The organism is Streptomyces sp. NPDC090127, assembly GCF_044746945.1.
GTDB lineage: Bacteria > Actinomycetota > Actinomycetes > Streptomycetales > Streptomycetaceae > Streptomyces.
In genome coordinates, this window is sequence record NZ_JBIVDE010000001.1 from 736,828 (window position 1) to 753,585 (window position 16,758).

General features: G+C 71.6%; 11 protein-coding genes. 4 read left to right on the top strand and 7 right to left on the bottom strand.

Annotated elements, in window-relative coordinates; translation table 11 throughout:
* Positions 1-136: 136 nt before the first annotated feature.
* From ACIPPS_RS03220 to ACIPPS_RS03230, 3 genes are read left to right on the top strand one after another with little or no spacing between them, the layout of a single operon-like run.
* Positions 137-835, top strand: a complete 699-nt coding sequence (locus tag ACIPPS_RS03220; RefSeq protein ID WP_401426184.1) for a hypothetical protein — start codon at positions 137-139, stop codon at positions 833-835.
* 6 nt (positions 836-841) lie between these two features.
* The gene (locus tag ACIPPS_RS03225) at positions 842-2,965 is read left to right on the top strand and encodes a peptidoglycan DD-metalloendopeptidase family protein (RefSeq protein WP_401426185.1); all 2,124 of its coding nucleotides are present in this window, start codon (positions 842-844) and stop codon (positions 2,963-2,965) included.
* A 38-nt stretch (positions 2,966-3,003) separates the two neighbouring features.
* Complete coding sequence (locus ACIPPS_RS03230; protein ID WP_401426187.1) at positions 3,004-4,740, top strand: type IV secretory system conjugative DNA transfer family protein; 1,737 nt, start codon at positions 3,004-3,006, stop codon at positions 4,738-4,740.
* Positions 4,741-4,812: 72 nt separating this feature from the next.
* On the opposite strand, the gene ACIPPS_RS03235 is transcribed toward ACIPPS_RS03230, so the two are convergent.
* Positions 4,813-7,317 (bottom strand): molybdopterin cofactor-binding domain-containing protein, encoded by a 2,505-nt coding sequence (locus tag ACIPPS_RS03235; RefSeq protein ID WP_401426189.1) that lies wholly within the window; start codon positions 7,315-7,317, stop codon positions 4,813-4,815.
* Between the two features lie 320 nt (positions 7,318-7,637).
* On the opposite strand from ACIPPS_RS03235, the gene ACIPPS_RS03240 reads away from it, so the two are divergent.
* Positions 7,638-9,347: a PucR family transcriptional regulator gene (locus ACIPPS_RS03240; RefSeq protein ID WP_401426191.1), complete on the top strand. Its 1,710-nt coding sequence runs from the start codon at positions 7,638-7,640 to the stop codon at positions 9,345-9,347.
* A gap of 145 nt (positions 9,348-9,492) precedes the next feature.
* On the opposite strand, the gene ACIPPS_RS03245 is transcribed toward ACIPPS_RS03240, so the two are convergent.
* The 6 genes from ACIPPS_RS03245 to ACIPPS_RS03270 all read right to left on the bottom strand — a co-directional run bounded on the left by ACIPPS_RS03245 (position 9,493) and on the right by ACIPPS_RS03270 (position 16,678).
* Positions 9,493-10,224 (bottom strand): 2OG-Fe dioxygenase family protein, encoded by a 732-nt coding sequence (locus ACIPPS_RS03245; protein WP_401426193.1) that lies wholly within the window; start codon positions 10,222-10,224, stop codon positions 9,493-9,495.
* 2 nt (positions 10,225-10,226) lie between these two features.
* A complete protein-coding gene (locus tag ACIPPS_RS03250) occupies positions 10,227-10,406 on the bottom strand; it encodes a lysine biosynthesis protein LysW (RefSeq protein ID WP_401426195.1) in 180 nt (59 codons plus the stop codon).
* Positions 10,407-10,612: 206 nt separating this feature from the next.
* Entirely contained in the window at positions 10,613-10,786 is a 174-nt protein-coding gene (locus ACIPPS_RS03255) for a hypothetical protein (RefSeq protein ID WP_401426197.1), read from the bottom strand.
* A 32-nt stretch (positions 10,787-10,818) separates the two neighbouring features.
* On the bottom strand, positions 10,819-13,788 hold the full coding sequence (locus ACIPPS_RS03260) for a BTAD domain-containing putative transcriptional regulator (protein ID WP_401426199.1): 2,970 nt from the start codon (positions 13,786-13,788) through the stop codon (positions 10,819-10,821).
* 152 nt (positions 13,789-13,940) lie between these two features.
* On the bottom strand, positions 13,941-14,699 hold the full coding sequence (locus ACIPPS_RS03265; protein ID WP_401426201.1) for an SDR family NAD(P)-dependent oxidoreductase: 759 nt from the start codon (positions 14,697-14,699) through the stop codon (positions 13,941-13,943).
* Positions 14,696-16,678, bottom strand: a complete 1,983-nt coding sequence (locus ACIPPS_RS03270; RefSeq protein ID WP_401426203.1) for an FAD/NAD(P)-binding protein — start codon at positions 16,676-16,678, stop codon at positions 14,696-14,698. The genes ACIPPS_RS03265 and ACIPPS_RS03270 overlap by 4 nt, the downstream gene beginning before the upstream one ends.
* Between the last annotated feature and the right edge of the window lie 80 nt (positions 16,679-16,758).

The following is a 16,758-nucleotide window of genomic DNA, read 5'->3' on the forward strand; positions in this document are numbered from 1 at the left end:
CGCCCTCCCGTCGCCCCGATTCCCCGGCTTTCCTCGCTCGTTCCCCGCGCTTTCCCCGCCGGGGAAAACATGCGGTCCCTCACCCACCTCTCCCCCTACCGTGGCTCGGCAACCTGACTGAGGGAGGCCCGGGACGGTGGAGTCACCCGCCGAGAACAAGCGAACTGCGGCACTCGCCCTGGCGGTACTGGGGCTCCTGCTCGTCGGCGCCCTGGTGGTGCTGACCCTCTTCGACGGGGAAGACGGCGCCGCGGACGACGCGTCCGGGAACCCGTCCGCCACCGGTGCCGCCCCGGACGGGAGTTCCGGCGCCACGAACGGCTCCGGCGACGGCAAGGGCGGGGCGGACGGCAACGCCTCCGGCGGCTCCGCGGTCGAGCCGATCCTTTCGCAGACCGAGGCAGCCGAGGCGCACAAGCTGATGACCGACTACATGGCCGGCATCAACACGTACGCGCACACCGACGACAACGCCTCCTGGTCCGAGCCGCTGCTCGCCCTCACCACCGGCGATCCCGGCCTGAAGGAGGAGACCGCGCTGCCGACCGGCAAGGCGTGGGACACCTGTGTGGCCGCCGAGTGCACGTCGCGCGGCGCGGCGACCGTGCTCCGCGACGCGATGGTCGCCGACGACCTCGTACGCGACAGCGGCAAGACACTCTCCAGCCAGGTCCGGGTGACCGCGACCCGGAGCGAGGGCGGCCGCACCACCGGTACGGAGACCAACTACTGGCTCGTGACGGCACAGAAGGAGCGCGGCGGCACCTGGCGGGTGTCCTCGGTCTCGCTCTTCGGCCTCGGCAACGTGGGCGCGTCCGACCAGGCGGGAGAGTAGGCACCGATGGTGGCACCTGCCGTTCTCGCGGCCGCCGCCAAGGCAGCCAAGGTCGCCAAGGCGGCGAAGGCCGCCAAGGACGTCGCCCAGTCCGCGCGCGGAGGCGGCGGACAGGGTGGCGGCGGTCAGAAGAAGAGCAACCTCAAGTGGTGGCTGATCCTCGGCGGCGGCGGGCTGCTGCCGATCGGCGGCGTGGGTTTCGTCGTCCTGGTGATGATCGGTGGCCTGGTCGGCGGCCTCGGCGGCGGTGGGGCGCAGGCCGCCTGCGGTGACTACGGCGACAACGCGCAGGCCGGCAACACCGGCGACGCGGCCGCCACGTCGCCGATCATGCCGGCGGGCAAGGTGTACCTGCCGAGCGAGACCGCGCGGCACGAGATACCCCCGAAGATGATCCTCGCCGCCATGCGCGCCGCCGCCCGTTACGACGGGCTCGACTGGACGCTCATCGCCGGGCAGATGTACCAGGAGACCAAGTACGGGCAGGACCCGTCCGCGGCGCCCGGCGGCAAGAACAGCGCCGGGTACATGGGCATCCTCCAGTTCGGCACGCCCGCCTGGCAGGACTACGGCGCCGACGGCAACGGCGACGGCAAGAAGGACCTCTACAACATCGACGACGCGGCTTTCGCCGCCGCCAACTTCCTGCACGCGATGAAGGCGGAGACCAACGCCTGGAACGCGCTGATGAGGTACTCGGGTTCCCGCCCGAGCAACACCATCTACATGCGCGTCGTCCTCACCCAGGCCGCCCGCTACCGCGGGAACCTGACGGGCGACAAGGACCGGATCAAGGACTGGTACAGCCACCTCGCGAAGACGATCGACAAGAACCCGACCTTCCCGACGCTCGGTCAGCAGTCGGACATCCCGGAGCCGGTCGGCAACAACGCGCAGCCGAACGCGGCGCTGAGCATCGCGACGTCCCCGGCCCGCTCCTGGTCCACGCCGCCCCTGGAGGGCGACGGCGCGACGACCACGACGGCGATGGCGGCGCAGGGCGGTTTCGACGAACTCGCCCCCCTCTCCCTGGCGGCCGCGCCGCAGGCGCCCCAGGGACCGCCGCAGGCACCCGCCCCCGACCCGGACGCGCCCGCGACCGGCAAGGACTGGCAGTGGCCGATGAAGGAGGGCGCGTACCAGAAGGGCACCAAGTACCGCGCGCGCGGCGGCATGTGGAGCCTCGGCTACCACACCGGGCTGGACCTGACCGCCCCCATCGGCACCCCCCTCTACGCCCCGGCGGACGGCAAGGTCGTGAAGGCCGGGATGGGCGGCTCGTACGGCAACGAGACCCAGATCGAGCACGCGAACGGCGTCATCACGCTCTACGCCCACCAGTCCCGGATGGACGTCAAGGTCGGCGACCAGGTCAAGCGCGGCCAGCAGATCGGGGCCGTCGGCGTCACCGGCAACACCAGCGGGCCGCACCTGCACTGGGAGGTCCGCATCCCCGGTGTGGACAACCCCTTCATCGGCGGCCAGGACAACGGCCCCGGCATGATCGACCCCGAGGACTGGCTGAACGGGAAGATCACCGCCAACCCCGACTACGGCAACGCGCCCGGCGGCGGCGACGGACGGGACGCGGAGTACGCCAACTGCGCCGAGGGCAGCGGCGGCACGCCGGTCGCGCCCGACGGCGCCGGCGTGACGGGCGTCCTGCCCGACTCCGACGACCCGGTGATCCGCGCCGTCCTCGGCTGGGCGCAGCGCGGCGTCGGTCTGCCCTACGTGTGGGGGGCGCCGCGCCTGCAGGGCGACAACCCCGTCTCGTTCGACTGCTCCAGCCTCACGCAGTGGGCGTACTACCAGGCGAGCGGCGGCAAGATCAACATCGGAGCCGTGACGTACGAGCAGGAGAAGAAGCTCGCCGCGTACAAGGTCGACCTCAGCAAGTCGCAGCCCGGCGACATCATCTTCTTCCGGCCGGGCCCCAGGGGTTCGGAGCACGTCGGGCTCGTCTGGGACCCGAAGGGCAAGAAGATCCTCCACGCCCCGCGTCCCGGCAAGAACGTCGAGTTCAGCACCTGGGACGTCCAGGACAAGATCACCGGCGTGTACCGGGTGCCGATCCCGGCCGGCACCAACCCGGCGGAGTCCGGCGGCGGGGACCACGAAGATGCATGACCCGCGGGACGCAAGGAAGGTCGAGGAAGGTCAGAGAGATGTCCGCTGAACAGCAGAAGAAGCCGCGCGCCGAGGACGACTGGACGTACGAGATAGTCGGACTCGTCGCCGTCGTCCTGGTCGTGCTGTGCGGCGCGTGGGGCGCCGCGTACCTCGGCGCGTCCTTCGACGACGCCCCGACGCCGCCGAGCAACCCCTTCTCGTTCGCGGTGGCCCTCGCGCAGGGCGACTACACCTGGCCGGGCAGCGCGGCGAGCGCGGTGGCGGCGGGAGAGGCGGTCCTGCTCCTCGTCCTGATCCTCTGGATCTACCGCCTGCGTCAGCGCGCCAAGCGGAAGCCGGGCGTCGACGCGGCCGCCCGCCACCTGGCGAAGGGCGAGCAGCTCGGCAAGCTGACGATGAAGGGCGCGGCGGCGACCGCGGAGCGGCTGGGCGTGACGAGCCGCGTCCCGGGCGTCTTCATCGGCCGTTCGGTACGGGGGAAGCAGCCCCTCTTCGGTTCGTTCGAGGACATGCACGTCGACATCTGGGGTCCGCGTACGGGTAAGACGACGCGGCGCGCGATCCCGGCGATCCTCGACGGCCCGGGTGCGGTGCTGGTGACGTCGAACAAGCGGGACATCGTCGACGCGACGCGCGGTCCGCGCCAGGCGGTGGGCCAGGTGTGGGTCTTCGACCCGCAGCAGGTGGCGACGGAGCCGCCCGCGTGGTGGTGGAACCCGCTCTCGTACGTCACCGATGTCGCCAAGGCCCGGAAGCTCGCCGACCACTTCGCGTCCGGCTCGCGCGACCCGAACGCCTCGACCGACGCGTACTTCGACCCGGCCGGCCAGGACCTGCTGGCCAACCTGCTCCTCGCCGCGGCCACCGGCAACGCCCCGATCACCCAGGTCTACACCTGGCTCGCCAACCCCAAGGACGACACCCCGGAGCGCATCCTGCGCGGCGCGGGCCACACGATGCCGGCCGACGCGCTGAACGGCGTCATCACCGCGCCCGACAAGCAGCGCAGCGGCATCTACGGTGTGGCGCAGCAGATGGCGTCGTGCCTGATCAACCCCGAGATCAACAAGTGGGTCACGCCGAACGGCCCGCAGGACACGCGCCCGCAGTTCAACCCGCACGAGTTCGTCCGCAGCCCCGGCACCCTCTACTCCCTCTCCCGCGAGGGCACGGACTCGGCGGGCCCGCTGGTCACGGCCCTGACGGTGGCGACGGTCGAGGCGGCCGAGGAGTACGCGACCACACAGCGCGGCGGCCGCCTCTCGCAGCCTCTCGTCGGCGTCCTGGACGAGGCGGCGAACGTCTGCCGCTGGCGGGCGCTGCCGGACCTGTACTCGCACTACGGCTCGCGCGGCATCATCCTCATGACGATCCTGCAGTCCTGGGCGCAGGGCGTCGAGGTCTGGGGCGACCGGGGCATGGAGAAGCTCTGGTCGGCGGCGAACATCCGCGTGTACGGCGGCGGTGTCTCGGACACCCGCTTCCTGGGCGACCTCTCGGACCTGGCGGGCGAGTACGAGCACCGCGAGTACTCCACGACCCGAGAGTCGGAGTCGGGCCACTGGTCGGGCAACCGCACGGTCAACGAGTCGGTCCGCCGCGAACGCGTCCTGCACGTCTCGGACCTCGGCTCGATGCCCCCCGGCCGGGCCCTGGTCCTGGCCTCGGGCACGAAGCCGGTCCTGGTGGAGACGATCCCGTGGTGGGAGGGCCAGTACGCCCAGGCGGTCCAGGCCTCCCTGGCCACGTACGACCCGGGCGCGAAGCGCTGACGCGACGCGCCGTGTGAGCAGTAAGGGGGGCGGCGAGGCCGGGGGCCTCGCCGCCCCGCGGGCTGTCGGGGCTCAGAGGCCGAGCAGGTGTTCCGGGCGTACCGGCGTTCTGGTGAGTTCCAGGCCCGTCGCGTTCCGGATCGCCGCGAGGACCGCCGGGGTGGACGACAGGGTCGGGGCCTCGCCGATGCCGCGGACTCCGTACGGGGCGTTCGGGTCGGCCAGTTCGAGGTAGTCGACGGGGATCGTGGGCGTGTCCAGGATCGTCGGCAGCAGGTAGTCGGTGAAGGACGGGTTCTTCACCTTCGCCGTCTTCGGGTCCACGATGATCTCCTCCATCACCGCGACGCCCAGGCCCTGGACGGTCCCGCCCTGGATCTGGCCGACGACGGAGAGCGGGTTGAGCGCCTTTCCCACGTCCTGGGCACAGGCCAGTTCGACGACCTTGACCAGGCCGAGCTCGGTGTCCACCTCCACCACCGCGCGGTGCGCGGCGAACGAGTACTGGACGTGCCCGTCGCCCTGCCCCGTCCTCAGGTCGAAGGGCTCGGTGGGCCGGTGCCGCCACTCCGCCTCGACCTCCACGACCTCGTCCTCCAGGACGTCGGCGAGTGCGGCGAGGACGTCCCCGCCCGCGGTGACGACCTTCCCGCCCTCCAGGCGGAGCTCGGCTGTCGTCCACTCCGGCACGTACGCACCGAACTTGCGCCGGCCGACCTCCAGGACCCGCTCGCGGACGAGCTCGCAGGAGTTCTTGACCGAACCGCCGGTCATGTACGTCTGCCGGGCCGCCGACGTCGAACCGGCCGACCCCACCTGGGTGTCGGCGGGGTGGATGGTGACCTGCCGCACGCCGAGCTCGGTGCGGGCGATCTGGGCGTGGACGGTGACCCCGCCCTGGCCGACCTCCGCCATGGCCGTGTGGACCATCGCGACGGGCTCGCCGTTGATGACCTCCAGGCGCACCTTCGCGGTCGAGTAGTCGTCGAAGCCCTCGGAGAAGCCGACGTTCTTGATGCCGACGGCGTACCCGACGCCCCGGACGACGCCCTCGCCGTGGGTGGTGTTCGACAGACCTCCCGGCAGGCCGCGTACGTCGGCCTCGCCGTCGGCGACCTCCCATTGCTGCTCGGGCGGGAGCGGGCGCTCCTTGACCATGCGCAGCAGCTCGGCGACCGGGGCGGGCGAGTCCACGACCTGGCCGGTCGGCATGACCGTGCCCTGCTCCATGGCGTTGGTCCGGCGCAGCTCCACCGGGTCCATGCCCAGCTTCGCCGCCAGCTTGTCCATCTGCGCCTCGTACGCGAAGCACGCCTGGACCGCGCCGAAGCCGCGCATCGCGCCGCACGGCGGGTTGTTGGTGTAGAGGCCGACCGCCTCGATCTCGACGTCGTCGACGACGTAGGGGCCGACCGAGAGGGACGCGGCGTTGCCGACGACCGAGGCCGTGGACGACGCGTAGGCGCCGCCGTCGAGCACGATCCTGCACCGCACGTGCGTGAGCTTGCCGTCCCTGGTGGCGCCGTGCTCGTACCGGAGCTTCGCCGGGTGGCGGTGGACGTGCCCGAAGAAGGACTCGTAGCGGTTGTAGACCATCTTCACCGGCTTGCCGGTGCGCAGCGCGAGGACGGCGGCGTGGATCTGCATCGAGATGTCCTCGCGCCCGCCGAAGGCCCCGCCGACACCGGCCATCGTCATACGGACCTTCTCCTCGGGCAGGCCGAGGACCGGGGCGATCTGCTGGAGGTCGGAGTGCAGCCACTGGGTGGCGACGTAGAGGTCGACACCGCCGTCCTCGGACGGCACGGCGAGGCCGGACTCCGGGCCGAGGAACGCCTGGTCCTGCATGCCGAAGGTGTACTCGCCGGTGACGACGACGTCCGCACGCCCGGCGGCCCCGTCGGCGTCGCCGCGGATGATCGGCTGGCGGTGCACGATGTTGGGGTGCGGGACGTGACCGGCGTGGTGGTCGGCGCGGTTCTCGTGGATCAGCGGTGCGTCGGTGGCGAGGGCCGAGGCCTCGTCGGTGACGACCGGCAGCTCCCGGTACTCGATCCTGATCTTCGCGGCGGCCCGGCGCGCGGTCTCGGGGTGGTCGGCGGCCACGAGGGCGACCGGCTCACCATGGTGACGGACCTTGCCGTGCGCCAGGACCGGGGTGTCCTTGAACTCCATGCCGTAGTACTTCATCGGAGCCGGCAGGTCGTCGTAGGTGAGGACGGCGTACACACCGGACAGCGTGAGCGCCTCGGAGACGTCGACGGAGACGATCTCGGCGTGCGCGACGGTCGAGCGGAGCGTCTGACCCCAGAGCATGTCCTCGTGCCACATGTCCGAGGAGTACGCGAACTCACCGGTGACCTTGAGGGTGCCGTCCGGACGGAGCGTGGACGCGCCGATGCCGCCTGTGCTCCGGGAGCCCTGGGTGACGTCGGTGGGGATGCCGGTCGGGATGCCGGTGGAGGCGCCGGTGGGAGCGCCGGTGGGGATACCGGTCGGGACGCCGGTCGGGATGCCGGTCGGGATGCCGGTGGGGGCGCCCGTGCCCGTATGGGTACCGCTGGGGATGCCAGCCATGATCAGACCGCCTCTTCCTGGTGTTCTCGTGATCCGCGCGGCGGCCGGTGCCACCCGCGCCGTGCCGGTGCCGCGACCCCTGTACGCGGCTCCGAGGCAGCGGGCGTGGGCGGCCGTCGGACCGGGCGCCTCCGTCGGGCGCCGTCGGGGACCGCACGCGCAGAAGTAGACAGCGCGGTCGACGGCCCCAGGCAGTCACCGATCACTCAGAGCAGGCTTCCCCGCCGGCTGTGGACAAGGGTGCGTTCCCACCGCAGCCCGGCGCTGAACTGCGTGAACACCCCTCCCCCGATGCGGTACGGCGTGAGAAACTGACGATCATGCGGCTGCGCGAACTCCTGGACGTCGACGCGCTCGGGCTCCGTCCGCTCGTGGTCCCGGAGGCCGACGACGGCGTCCTCGACCGCGCCGTGTCCGCCGTGCCGACCGTCGACCTGGCCGACCCCGGACGCTTCCTCACCGGCGGCGAACTCGTCCTCACCGGGCTCGCCTGGTGGCACGAGGACGGTGACGCCGAGCCGTTCGTACGCGTCCTGGACCGAGCGGGCGTCGCCGCGCTCGCCGCCGGGGAGGTCGAGCACGGACGCGTCCCGGACGACCTCGTGGGCGCCTGCCGGCGCCACGGCCTCCCCCTCTTCGCCGTACGGCCGGAGACGTCGTTCTCCACGATCACCGAACACGTCCTGCGCGGACTTCACCGCCCGCGCCACCAGGACGTCGACGCCCTCGCCGCCGTGGTCGAACGCCATCGGCAGCTCCTCACCGACGAGGCCGCGCCCGACTCCGTACTGGAGCTTCTGCGGCACAGTCTCGGCCTCGACCTGCGCGTCCTGTCCGCGACCGGGCGTCAGATCGCCGGGGCCCACCCTCCGCTGCGCGCCAGGACGGCGGTGGCGCTGGCCGCGAGGTATCTCGCGGCGCGCCGGTCCGGGCAGACGGCTCCCCACCGGTGCGCGATCGGGGCCCGCGCCTACTCCCTCGTCCCCGTACCACTGCTTCCGTCGGCCCCTCCGCCGGTCCCGTCGGCCTCTCAGTCGGCCCTGACGTCGGCCCCTCCGTCGGCCCCTCCATCGGCCGAGGCCGCGCCGGCCGGCGGCTGGAGCGACTGGCTGATCGTCGTGGAAGGGGACACGTCACTCTGGCCGGCCATGGACGGGGAACTCCTCGACCGGATCGTGGAACTGGCCACCGACGCGCGGTCCGCGCACGAAAAGACGAAGGCGGCGCTGCACGATCTGGCCGACCGGCTCCTCGACCTGATGCGCCGTCGCATCCCGCCCGAGGAGATCCCCGTCCGGCTGCGCGGCACCGCGCAAGGCGTGGTCAGCCAGGTCGACTTCTGGCCGCGCTGCCAGTTCGTGGTCGCCGCGGGCGTGGGTCCCGGGGCCCGCCCGCTGCCCGCCGCGGCCCTGCGCGCTCTCCTGGAGGAGGCCCTGCTCCAGCCGGACGGCGAGGTGCGGGTCACCTCTCAGGACATCGCCTCCACCACCGACGGCGACCAGGCCGTCCTGCTCGTGCTCGCCCCCGAGGGGGCCCTCGACGGCGCCGCCCTGGAGCGGAGGCTCGGTGCGGTGCTCGCACGCTGGCTCGGCCCCACGGAGAGCGTGTCCGTCGGTGTCAGCACACCGGTCGCGGAGCCCGGGAACGCCCAACGGGGGCTCGACGAGGCCCGTACGGCACTCAAGGTCGCCCACGACGCCCCGGAGCGGGTGACCGTACGCGGCCCCGACGACCTCACCCGGCACATCCTGTCGCTGCTCCCCCTCATCCCGGCCGAAACCCGCCGCGCCTTCGCCGCCCGCCTCCTCGGCCCCCTCCGCGACCACGACGCCCGCCACCGCACCGACCTGCTGACCACCCTGGACACGTTCCTCGCCTGCGACGCGTCCTGGACCACCTGCGCGTCCCGCCTCCACCTCCACGTGAACTCACTACGCCACCGCATCACCCGCATCGAGCACCTCACGGGCCGCGACCTGTCCCGACTCGAAACCAGACTGGACTTCCTCGCGGCCCTGAGAACCACCTGACGCAGGCACCCCGGAAGGCCCGCGGAGAGGGCCGCCCGGGCCACGGCGAAAGCCCCTGGCGCGCCGGGTGTTCTCGTTGACACCCAGCCACCAGGGGCTTTGCCGTCGTTCCTCTCGACCCCACTGCCCCGCGGGCAGGCGGGGGTCACCGTGCGGTGAAGGCCATGATCAGGACGTCGCGGTGCCCCGGCTGTCCGTCATCCTCGGGGCGCACCGCCGTGACCGCGTGCAGGGTGCGGCGGTCGTCGCCGAGCAGGATGTCGCCGGGCTCGGAGAGCGTCGTGGTGACGAGGAGTTCGCCGTCCTCCGTGGAGACGGTGCTCTCCCCACCGGTCACGTTGCCGCGACCGATCATCAGCGACGTGATGAAGGTGACGCCGTCCTTGTGCCGGCCCTCCGGAGTCGGCTCGCCGGCCTGGTCCTTCGTGGCGACGGTGCGGATGGGGGTCACCTTGATGTTCCACTTCTTGGTGCCGTCGACCCCGCTGAAGATCTCGGCCAGGCTCATCAGCACGCTGCGCAGGACGGGTCCGCTCACGAACGTCTCGGTGAGCGGCTCGTAGTACCGGTCCACGCCGCCGTGCAGCTTGTTGACGTCCGCCTCCTGGCGGTACGGGCCGTGCGGAAGCCACGTGAGGTCGCCGGACTCCCCGTCGAGCTCGAACTGCCCGTATCTGCGGTAGCGGTAGGTACCGCCGTCGGCCATGTAGGGGTCGCGCTGGAGAACCTCCCAGTTCTCGGAGAACCGTGCCCAGTCGTCACGCGAGATTCCCGTCAGCGACGAGAAGTCGTCGTGCCGGACGAGGTGGGCACCGGATGCGGACAGGTCCCGCGTCGCGGCGAGTGCGATGTCGCCGGCCGTCTCTACGGTGATCATCGTTACTCCCCCCAGTCCTCTTCGACCTCGGGCGCGAGCGCGAGCACCACGGGGCTCAGTGCGACGATCTCCAGCTCGACGCGACAGCCCGCGCACTCCAGAATCTCGTTGAGTCGCACCGAATCGCCGATCTGTACCGACTCCTCGCACTCCGGGCAGGCGTGCACAAGGGCCGTGGTCATGAGATGTGCTCCTTCCGATCGGTCAGCCTTGGTCTCCGCTGCGGCAGAGGCGGCTGGGTCCGAACCTAGTCCGGCCCTGGAAGGCTTTCGTCCGCGTCGCGACTACGCCGCGCGTGCGGTTCGCTGACCGGCTCACGGGTCGGGTAAGCACGCCGACTATTCCGGTGGGCGCGGTCGTGCCCGGAGCGCGCGGCGCGCGCGGTGGTTCAGTCGTTGCCGTGGTTGTCGCGCGGCTCGGTGACGATCCCGGTCGGCGCCTCGGCGGACGGGGCGAGCTGCTGGACCGTCGCCGACGCCGGGGTGGCGTACGAGGCGGTGAAGCAGCCCGTCAGCGCACTGAGGACGAGTACCGAGGCGGCGGCGGGGGCGAAACTGCGCACGAGCTGACTCCTTCGTGGAAGCCGATCAGGACTCACCGTGCGGTCTCCGGCACGTTCATGAGAGAGAACAGGTCATCGGCGGCTGAGCGGTGCTCCCGGGCCAGCTCCAGCTGTCCCCGGGTCTCCGCGGTGCGGGCGAGACCCCACAGGGCGCACGCCTCGTCGTAGCGCAACTCCATGCGGCAGGCGATCTCGTGGGCCAGCAGCTGCTGGGCGCGTGCGAGTTCCAGCTCCCCCTGCGCGTACCGGACCCGCCCCACCGTGAGGTGGACGCCGGCCCGGTAGATGTCGCCGGTGCCCCGGGCGGCCGTGAGGGCCTGGTCGGCGCTGTGCGCCGCCTCCTTCAGCTGCCCCATGCGGGTCAGCACGTCGGCCCGGCGGGCGAGGACGAGGGGCAGCACCGACGGCATGCTGATCCGCTCGCACCGTTCCAGCGCCGCGTCGGCCCGGGCGAGCGCCTCCTCCAGGCGGCCCAGCCCCTCCATCGCCTGGGAGAGGTTGCTCAGCGCGTCCACGGACAGCTGGACCTCCTGGATCGACGCGAAGACCGACAGCGCCTGCTCCGCCGACTCCACCGCCTCGTCGAAACGCCCCAGGCGCACCTGTATCAGGCTCAGCATGCTGAGCGACGAGCCGCCGAGCCGGGTGAGCCCGAGCTCCTTGGCGCGCCGGTTGACCTCCTGATTCAGCTCCAGCGCGCGTTCCAGCTCCCCCATGCTGTTGTACGCCTGTCCCAGCCGCGCCTGGCAGGCGGCCTCGCTGTGCTCGTCGGCCATCTGCCGGGACAGCTCCACGGCCTCCTCCAGCCGGGCGATCGCGTCGCTCAGCTGCCCGAGGCGCCACTTGCCCATGGCGAGGTTCGTCAGGTTCAGCCGGGTCAGGGACAGGTCCCCGAGTCGTCTCGCCGCGCTCACCCCCTTCTCCAGGGCGGCGTTCGCGCTGGCGTCGTAGGCGCGGACGCTGGAGTGGAAGCCCAGTTCGCGCGGCAACCGCGCCGCGTGCCACAGCAGGCCCTCGTCGTACGCGGCGTCCACCGCCGCGAGCATGCCGTCGCGGTGCTGGTCGAGCCAGTGGAGCGCCTTGTCCTTGTGGTCGAACTCCGGGTGCGCGCCGCCCGCTTCGTCGCCCTCCCCGACGCTGCGCCGGCCGGGGAACAGCGTGTCGCCCGCGCGCTCCGCCATGTGCACGTAGTGGTCGAGCAGCCGGCGCACCGCCCGTCCGGTCTCCCACGTCCGCTCGTCCCGAGCGACCCGGTGGACGAAGCTGCGCACCAGGTCGTGCAGGGCGTACACCCCCGACTCCCTGGCCTCCAGCAGCCTGATGTCGACGAGTTCCTCCAGCACGCCCTCGGCCGTCATCGCGTCCGTGTCCAGGAGTGCCGCGGCCTCCTCGGTGTCCAGGTAGCGTCCGGGGTGGTGTCCCAGCAGCAGGAAGGCGGTGCGTTGGTCGTCGGGCATGGACTGGTACGACAGCAGCAGCGCGCCGGCGACTCCCCTGCCCTCGCTGGTGAGTTCGTCCAGACGCCGGTTGTGGTCCCGCAGCCTCTCGGCGAGCCGCCGTATGGTCCAGTGCGGGCGGTTCGCCAGCCGGGCCGCGGCGATCCTGACCGCCAGCGGCAGTCCGCCGCACAGGTCCAGCAGCTCGCGGGCCGCGTCCGGCTCGTTCCGGACCCGTTCGCCGCCCAGCGTCCTCAGCAGGATCTGGTGGCTGTCGGACTCCGACAGGGCGCCCACGGAGAGCCACTCGGCTCCGTCGAGCCCGGTCAGCCGCGGTCGGCTGGTGATCAGGACCAGGCTGTCGGACGAGGCGGGGATCAGCCCGCGTACCTGCTCGGACCCGGCGGCGTTGTCCAGGAGCAGCAGCATGCGGCGTCCCCGGATGTACGACTGCCATCGTGCGGCGCGCCCCGCCGGCACCGTGGAGATCTCGTCGCTGGGAACGCCGGCGGCGGCGAGCAGGTCCCCCTGGGCGTCGAAGGCGCTGAGCGGTGTCTTGCCCGGGGTGAAGCCGTGCAGGTCGATGAAGAGGCTGCCGTCCGGATACCGCTCGGCCAGCCGGTGGGCGGCGCGCACGGCCAGCGCCGTCTTGCCGCTGCCTCCCATGCCGTCGAGGGCGAGGACCGTCGGCACCCGGGGCAGGGCGCGTCCGGCCGCGTCGCAGACCCACTGCAGCTCGGCGTCGCGGCCCGAGAAGTCCCGTACGTCGAAGGGGAGGGCGTACGGCACGTCGGGCGGTTCGGCCGGGGCGGGGGAAGGCGGGCGTGCCGACTGGTGGATGAGCGACCGGTCCTGGCGCAGGATGCGTTCGTGCAGCTCGGTGAGCTCGACCCCCGGGTCGATGCCGAGCTCGTCGGCGAGGTGTCTGCGGGCGCGGGCGAACTCGGCGAGTGCGGCGGCCTGGTGGCCCGAGCGGTAGAGGGCGAGCATCAGCCGGCTGCGGAGCGTCTCGCGCAGCGGGTGCTCCTCGACGAGGGCCCGCAGCTCGCCCGTGACCTCGGCGGCCGCGCCCGCGGCGACGCACAGGTCGTAGAGCTGTTCGGCCGCGGTGAGGCGCTGCTCCTCCAGGGCCGCCGAGGCGGCGTCGATCACCCGGCCGCCGTCACCGGAGAGCACCGGCCCCCGCCACAGGGCCAGCGCCTCGCGGAACCGGGCGGCGGCCCGCTCCGGCTCCCCGGCTTCCAGCGCTGCCCTGGCCTGGCCCAGCAGCTGCTGGTGGCGGAGCAGGTCGAGCTGGTCGGTGTCGACGTCCGCGCGGTATCCGGGCCCGTCGGTGACGATGACGTGCGGGCCGTACGGGATGCGGCTGCGCAGCTTGGCGACCACCTTGCGCACCTGGTGCTCGGCGCTGTCGGGTGGCTCCTCGTTCCAGCCGGCCGCCACGAGGCGGGAGACGGGCACGACGCGGCCGGCCTCCAGCAGCAGGGTCACCAGGACGCGCCGCTGCAGCGCTCCGCTGACCGGCACGGGCTCACCGCCGCTGCGGACCTCCAGAGATCCGAGCACGGCGAACTCCGGTCTGCGACCGGTCTCGTCCTGATTCCGCCTCGACGTCGCAGCCTGCACCCTTTAGCCTCCCCCCGGATGGCATACCTACCTCGCGAGAGTAGATCATCTCGTGCAGCGCATCACCAGGTCTCGGGGCGCGGACTTGTCGGCTAGGTCTGGACCTGGGGGCGCAGGCGCAGGCCGTGCATGCCGTTGTCCACGGCGAGCACGGTGCCCACCGTAGCGGTCGACAGGGGGCTGGCCAGGTAGGCGATCGCGCCCGCGATCTCGTCGGCCGTCACCAGGCGTCCGGTCGGCTGGAAGGCGTCGAGGGCCGCCCGGGCGGCGACGGGGTCGGGTGTGTCCTGGAGCGAGCGGCCGATCCACGGGGTGTCGGCGGAGCCGGGGGCGACGCAGTTGACCCGGATGCCCTCGCGGACGTGGTCCGCCGCCATGGCCAGGGTCAGTGCCTGGACCGCGCCCTTGCTCGCCGAGTAGAGCGCCCGCTGCTGCACTCCGGCCCAGGCCACGATGGAGCAGGTGTTGACGATCGCGGCGGCGGGCGAGCGCCGCAGGTGCGGCACGGCGTGCCGGGCGACCCTGACCATGCCGACCACGTTGACGTCCAGGACGCGCGCCCACTCCTCGTCGCTGTTCTCCGTCACGTCCCCGACCGCGCCGATGCCGGCGTTGTTCACCACGACGTCCAGCCTGCCGAATCGCTCGACCACGGCGTCCACGGCGGACCTGACCTGGGCGTCGTCGGTGACGTCGGCCTCGATGCCCGTGATGTCGTCCGGGAGCCCGTCCGGCTTGAAATCGAGTACGGCTACCGAGGCTCCCCTGCTGCTCAGCAGTTTCGCCGTGGCCAGTCCGATTCCCGACGCACCGCCGGTGACGATCGCGACCAGTCCCGTGAAGTCACTCACTCATTCTCCCCTTTGCATTTCGAGACATCATCAAGGTCACGAGAGTCGTGGGTGGCTACGTCGTGTCGACACAGTTCGTGGAGCGCGGCGCGAGCGATCACGTCGTTCTGTCGGAAGAATTCGTCATTGCTCTTCGGGGACGGGAACCGGCCGGATGCCAGCACACTTCCCGAAAACAGGATTCCTGCCCCGAAGCGACTCTCGTGGGGGGTTCCGTCAGCGCGGTTCAGGCGATGCGAAGAATCGGTGTCGATGAGACTCGCCGTATCGACAAGGCCCGTGGGATACCGGTCGCCGCCGTCGGGGACCGAGGAGATCTCCGCCCTGATCTCCCCGCGCTCGACGAGCTTGCGCAGCAAGGGGTCGTCGACGCGGAGTACCGTCCGCTCCGGGAGCCGGGCCTCGATGAGGGAGCGGGCTGTGATCGATACGTTGACGTTGGACGACCGTGCGTGGAAGAGCCCCTCGTGGGCGGTCACCGTCATCTCCGAACCGAGGAATCTGACGACTCCGGCACGAGTGAGGGCGAGCAGCTCCTCCAGCCGTGGTCCAGGCGGTCCGCTGGTGAGGAATCGGCAGAGATCGAGGAACGCGGGCAGCTCGTGGTCCCATGCGGCGGGAGAGATCCTCTGTTCGTCGACGAGTGCGACCAGCCGGTAGAAGGCAGAGCTGAGGCCGTGCAGCATCGCCAGGCTCGCGCTGTGACGAGGATCGCGTCCGCGTCGAACTCCCGTGGCGATATGGCTGATCATCCAGCTCTGAAGGGCGTCCAGGTCGGCGAAGTGGCGGCCGGCCAGAGGGTGGGCCGTTCCCTCCAGGTCGATCCGGTCCTCGTCGAACCGCACTGCCTGACCGACCAGTTCCTTGAGTTCCGGCCCGTCCCAGTCGAGGGTGTCGAGGCGGTGAAGGAACTGACGGGCGTCGATGTCCAGGCGTTCCGGGTGCGATGCGGCGAGCTCGCGATAGCCGGCGTGGGTGATTTCGCGGGCGATCAACGGCCAGATGTCCAGGGCGAAGTCGAGGGGACGGTCGCCGAGGCCGTCCACGGCCGCGGCGTCGAGGTGGCCGAACGGTTCCGGGGGTGATCCGGCCAGGCCGTAGTGCATCTTCGACCAGTACGGTACGCCGCGCCGCGAGCCCGCGAAGAGGACGGGTTCCTGACCGGAGGGCCTGTACCGCAGCTCGCCGGAGTCGTCACGGTGGAAGGTGCCGCCGCGTCCGGCGGTCAGCAGCACGGCGGTGTCGACGAAACACAGTCCGAGCCCGCGGACGATCACCGGTTCGCCGGCGGGTATCCGGTCGAAGGAGTCGTCGACGGTCGATCCCGCCGGCAGATAACACAGGTCATGGGCGGCCGCGTACTCCGTCAGCCGCACCTCTTCCGCGGTCGGCGCGATATCGACGTTTCCTTGTGCGAACAGGACGACGTCGGCGTCCACCGGGGGAAGGCCGTCCGCCATGACGACGCGTTGCCGGCCGAGAGGAAGGTCCCGCACATCGACGGCCCGGCCTACGTGCGAGTGGACCCGCACCTGGGGCTTGCCGCTCTTGACCGTCTGCCAGAACACCCACGACAGATAGTCGCTCTGCGTCGGACGAGTGGTGAACCAGCTGTCCCGCATCCTCGTCGCCTCGACCGACGTGGCGGGGGCGAGCGTGAAGCCCGGGGGCGACGGCAGACTGCCCTCGGTCAGCTGTCGGGCCCATTCGCCGAGCGTGGGACCGGAGACGACCGGGCCTTCGCACGCGACGGTCTCGTCCGTGAACATGGTGCATTCGTCGGTCGCGGTGTTCATCCACAGCAGCGGTGACTGCTGGGAGCGCCAGATGCGACCGCCCCCGGGCGGATAGGGATCGATGACGTGGACGGCGATCGGCCGGTCCGGCGCACACTCGGCGGCGTTGGCGACGAGACGTTCGAGAAGTGAGGTGCCCCGTGGGCCGGCACCGATGATTGCCACGGTCAGCGTCCTGCTCATGTTCCGCTCCTACGCCTCGCTCGGGGTGGGGTCGTGTCGCATGCGTCGGGCTGACGCGTCACCGTGCCGGCGCGAACGCG

What these genes read in the sequence shown, in the direction of transcription:
- ACIPPS_RS03225 (WP_401426185.1), top strand. Translation starts at nt 842, where the DNA reads ATGGTGGCACCTGCCGTTCTCGCGGCCGCCGCCAAGGCAGCCAAGGTC.
- ACIPPS_RS03230 (WP_401426187.1), top strand. Translation starts at nt 3,004, where the DNA reads ATGTCCGCTGAACAGCAGAAGAAGCCGCGCGCCGAGGACGACTGGACG.
- ACIPPS_RS03235 (WP_401426189.1), bottom strand. Translation starts at nt 7,317, where the DNA reads ATGGCTGGCATCCCCAGCGGTACCCATACGGGCACGGGCGCCCCCACC.
- ACIPPS_RS03240 (WP_401426191.1), top strand. Translation starts at nt 7,638, where the DNA reads ATGCGGCTGCGCGAACTCCTGGACGTCGACGCGCTCGGGCTCCGTCCG.
- ACIPPS_RS03245 (WP_401426193.1), bottom strand. Translation starts at nt 10,224, where the DNA reads ATGATCACCGTAGAGACGGCCGGCGACATCGCACTCGCCGCGACGCGG.
- ACIPPS_RS03250 (WP_401426195.1), bottom strand. Translation starts at nt 10,406, where the DNA reads ATGACCACGGCCCTTGTGCACGCCTGCCCGGAGTGCGAGGAGTCGGTA.
- ACIPPS_RS03270 (WP_401426203.1), bottom strand. Translation starts at nt 16,678, where the DNA reads ATGAGCAGGACGCTGACCGTGGCAATCATCGGTGCCGGCCCACGGGGC.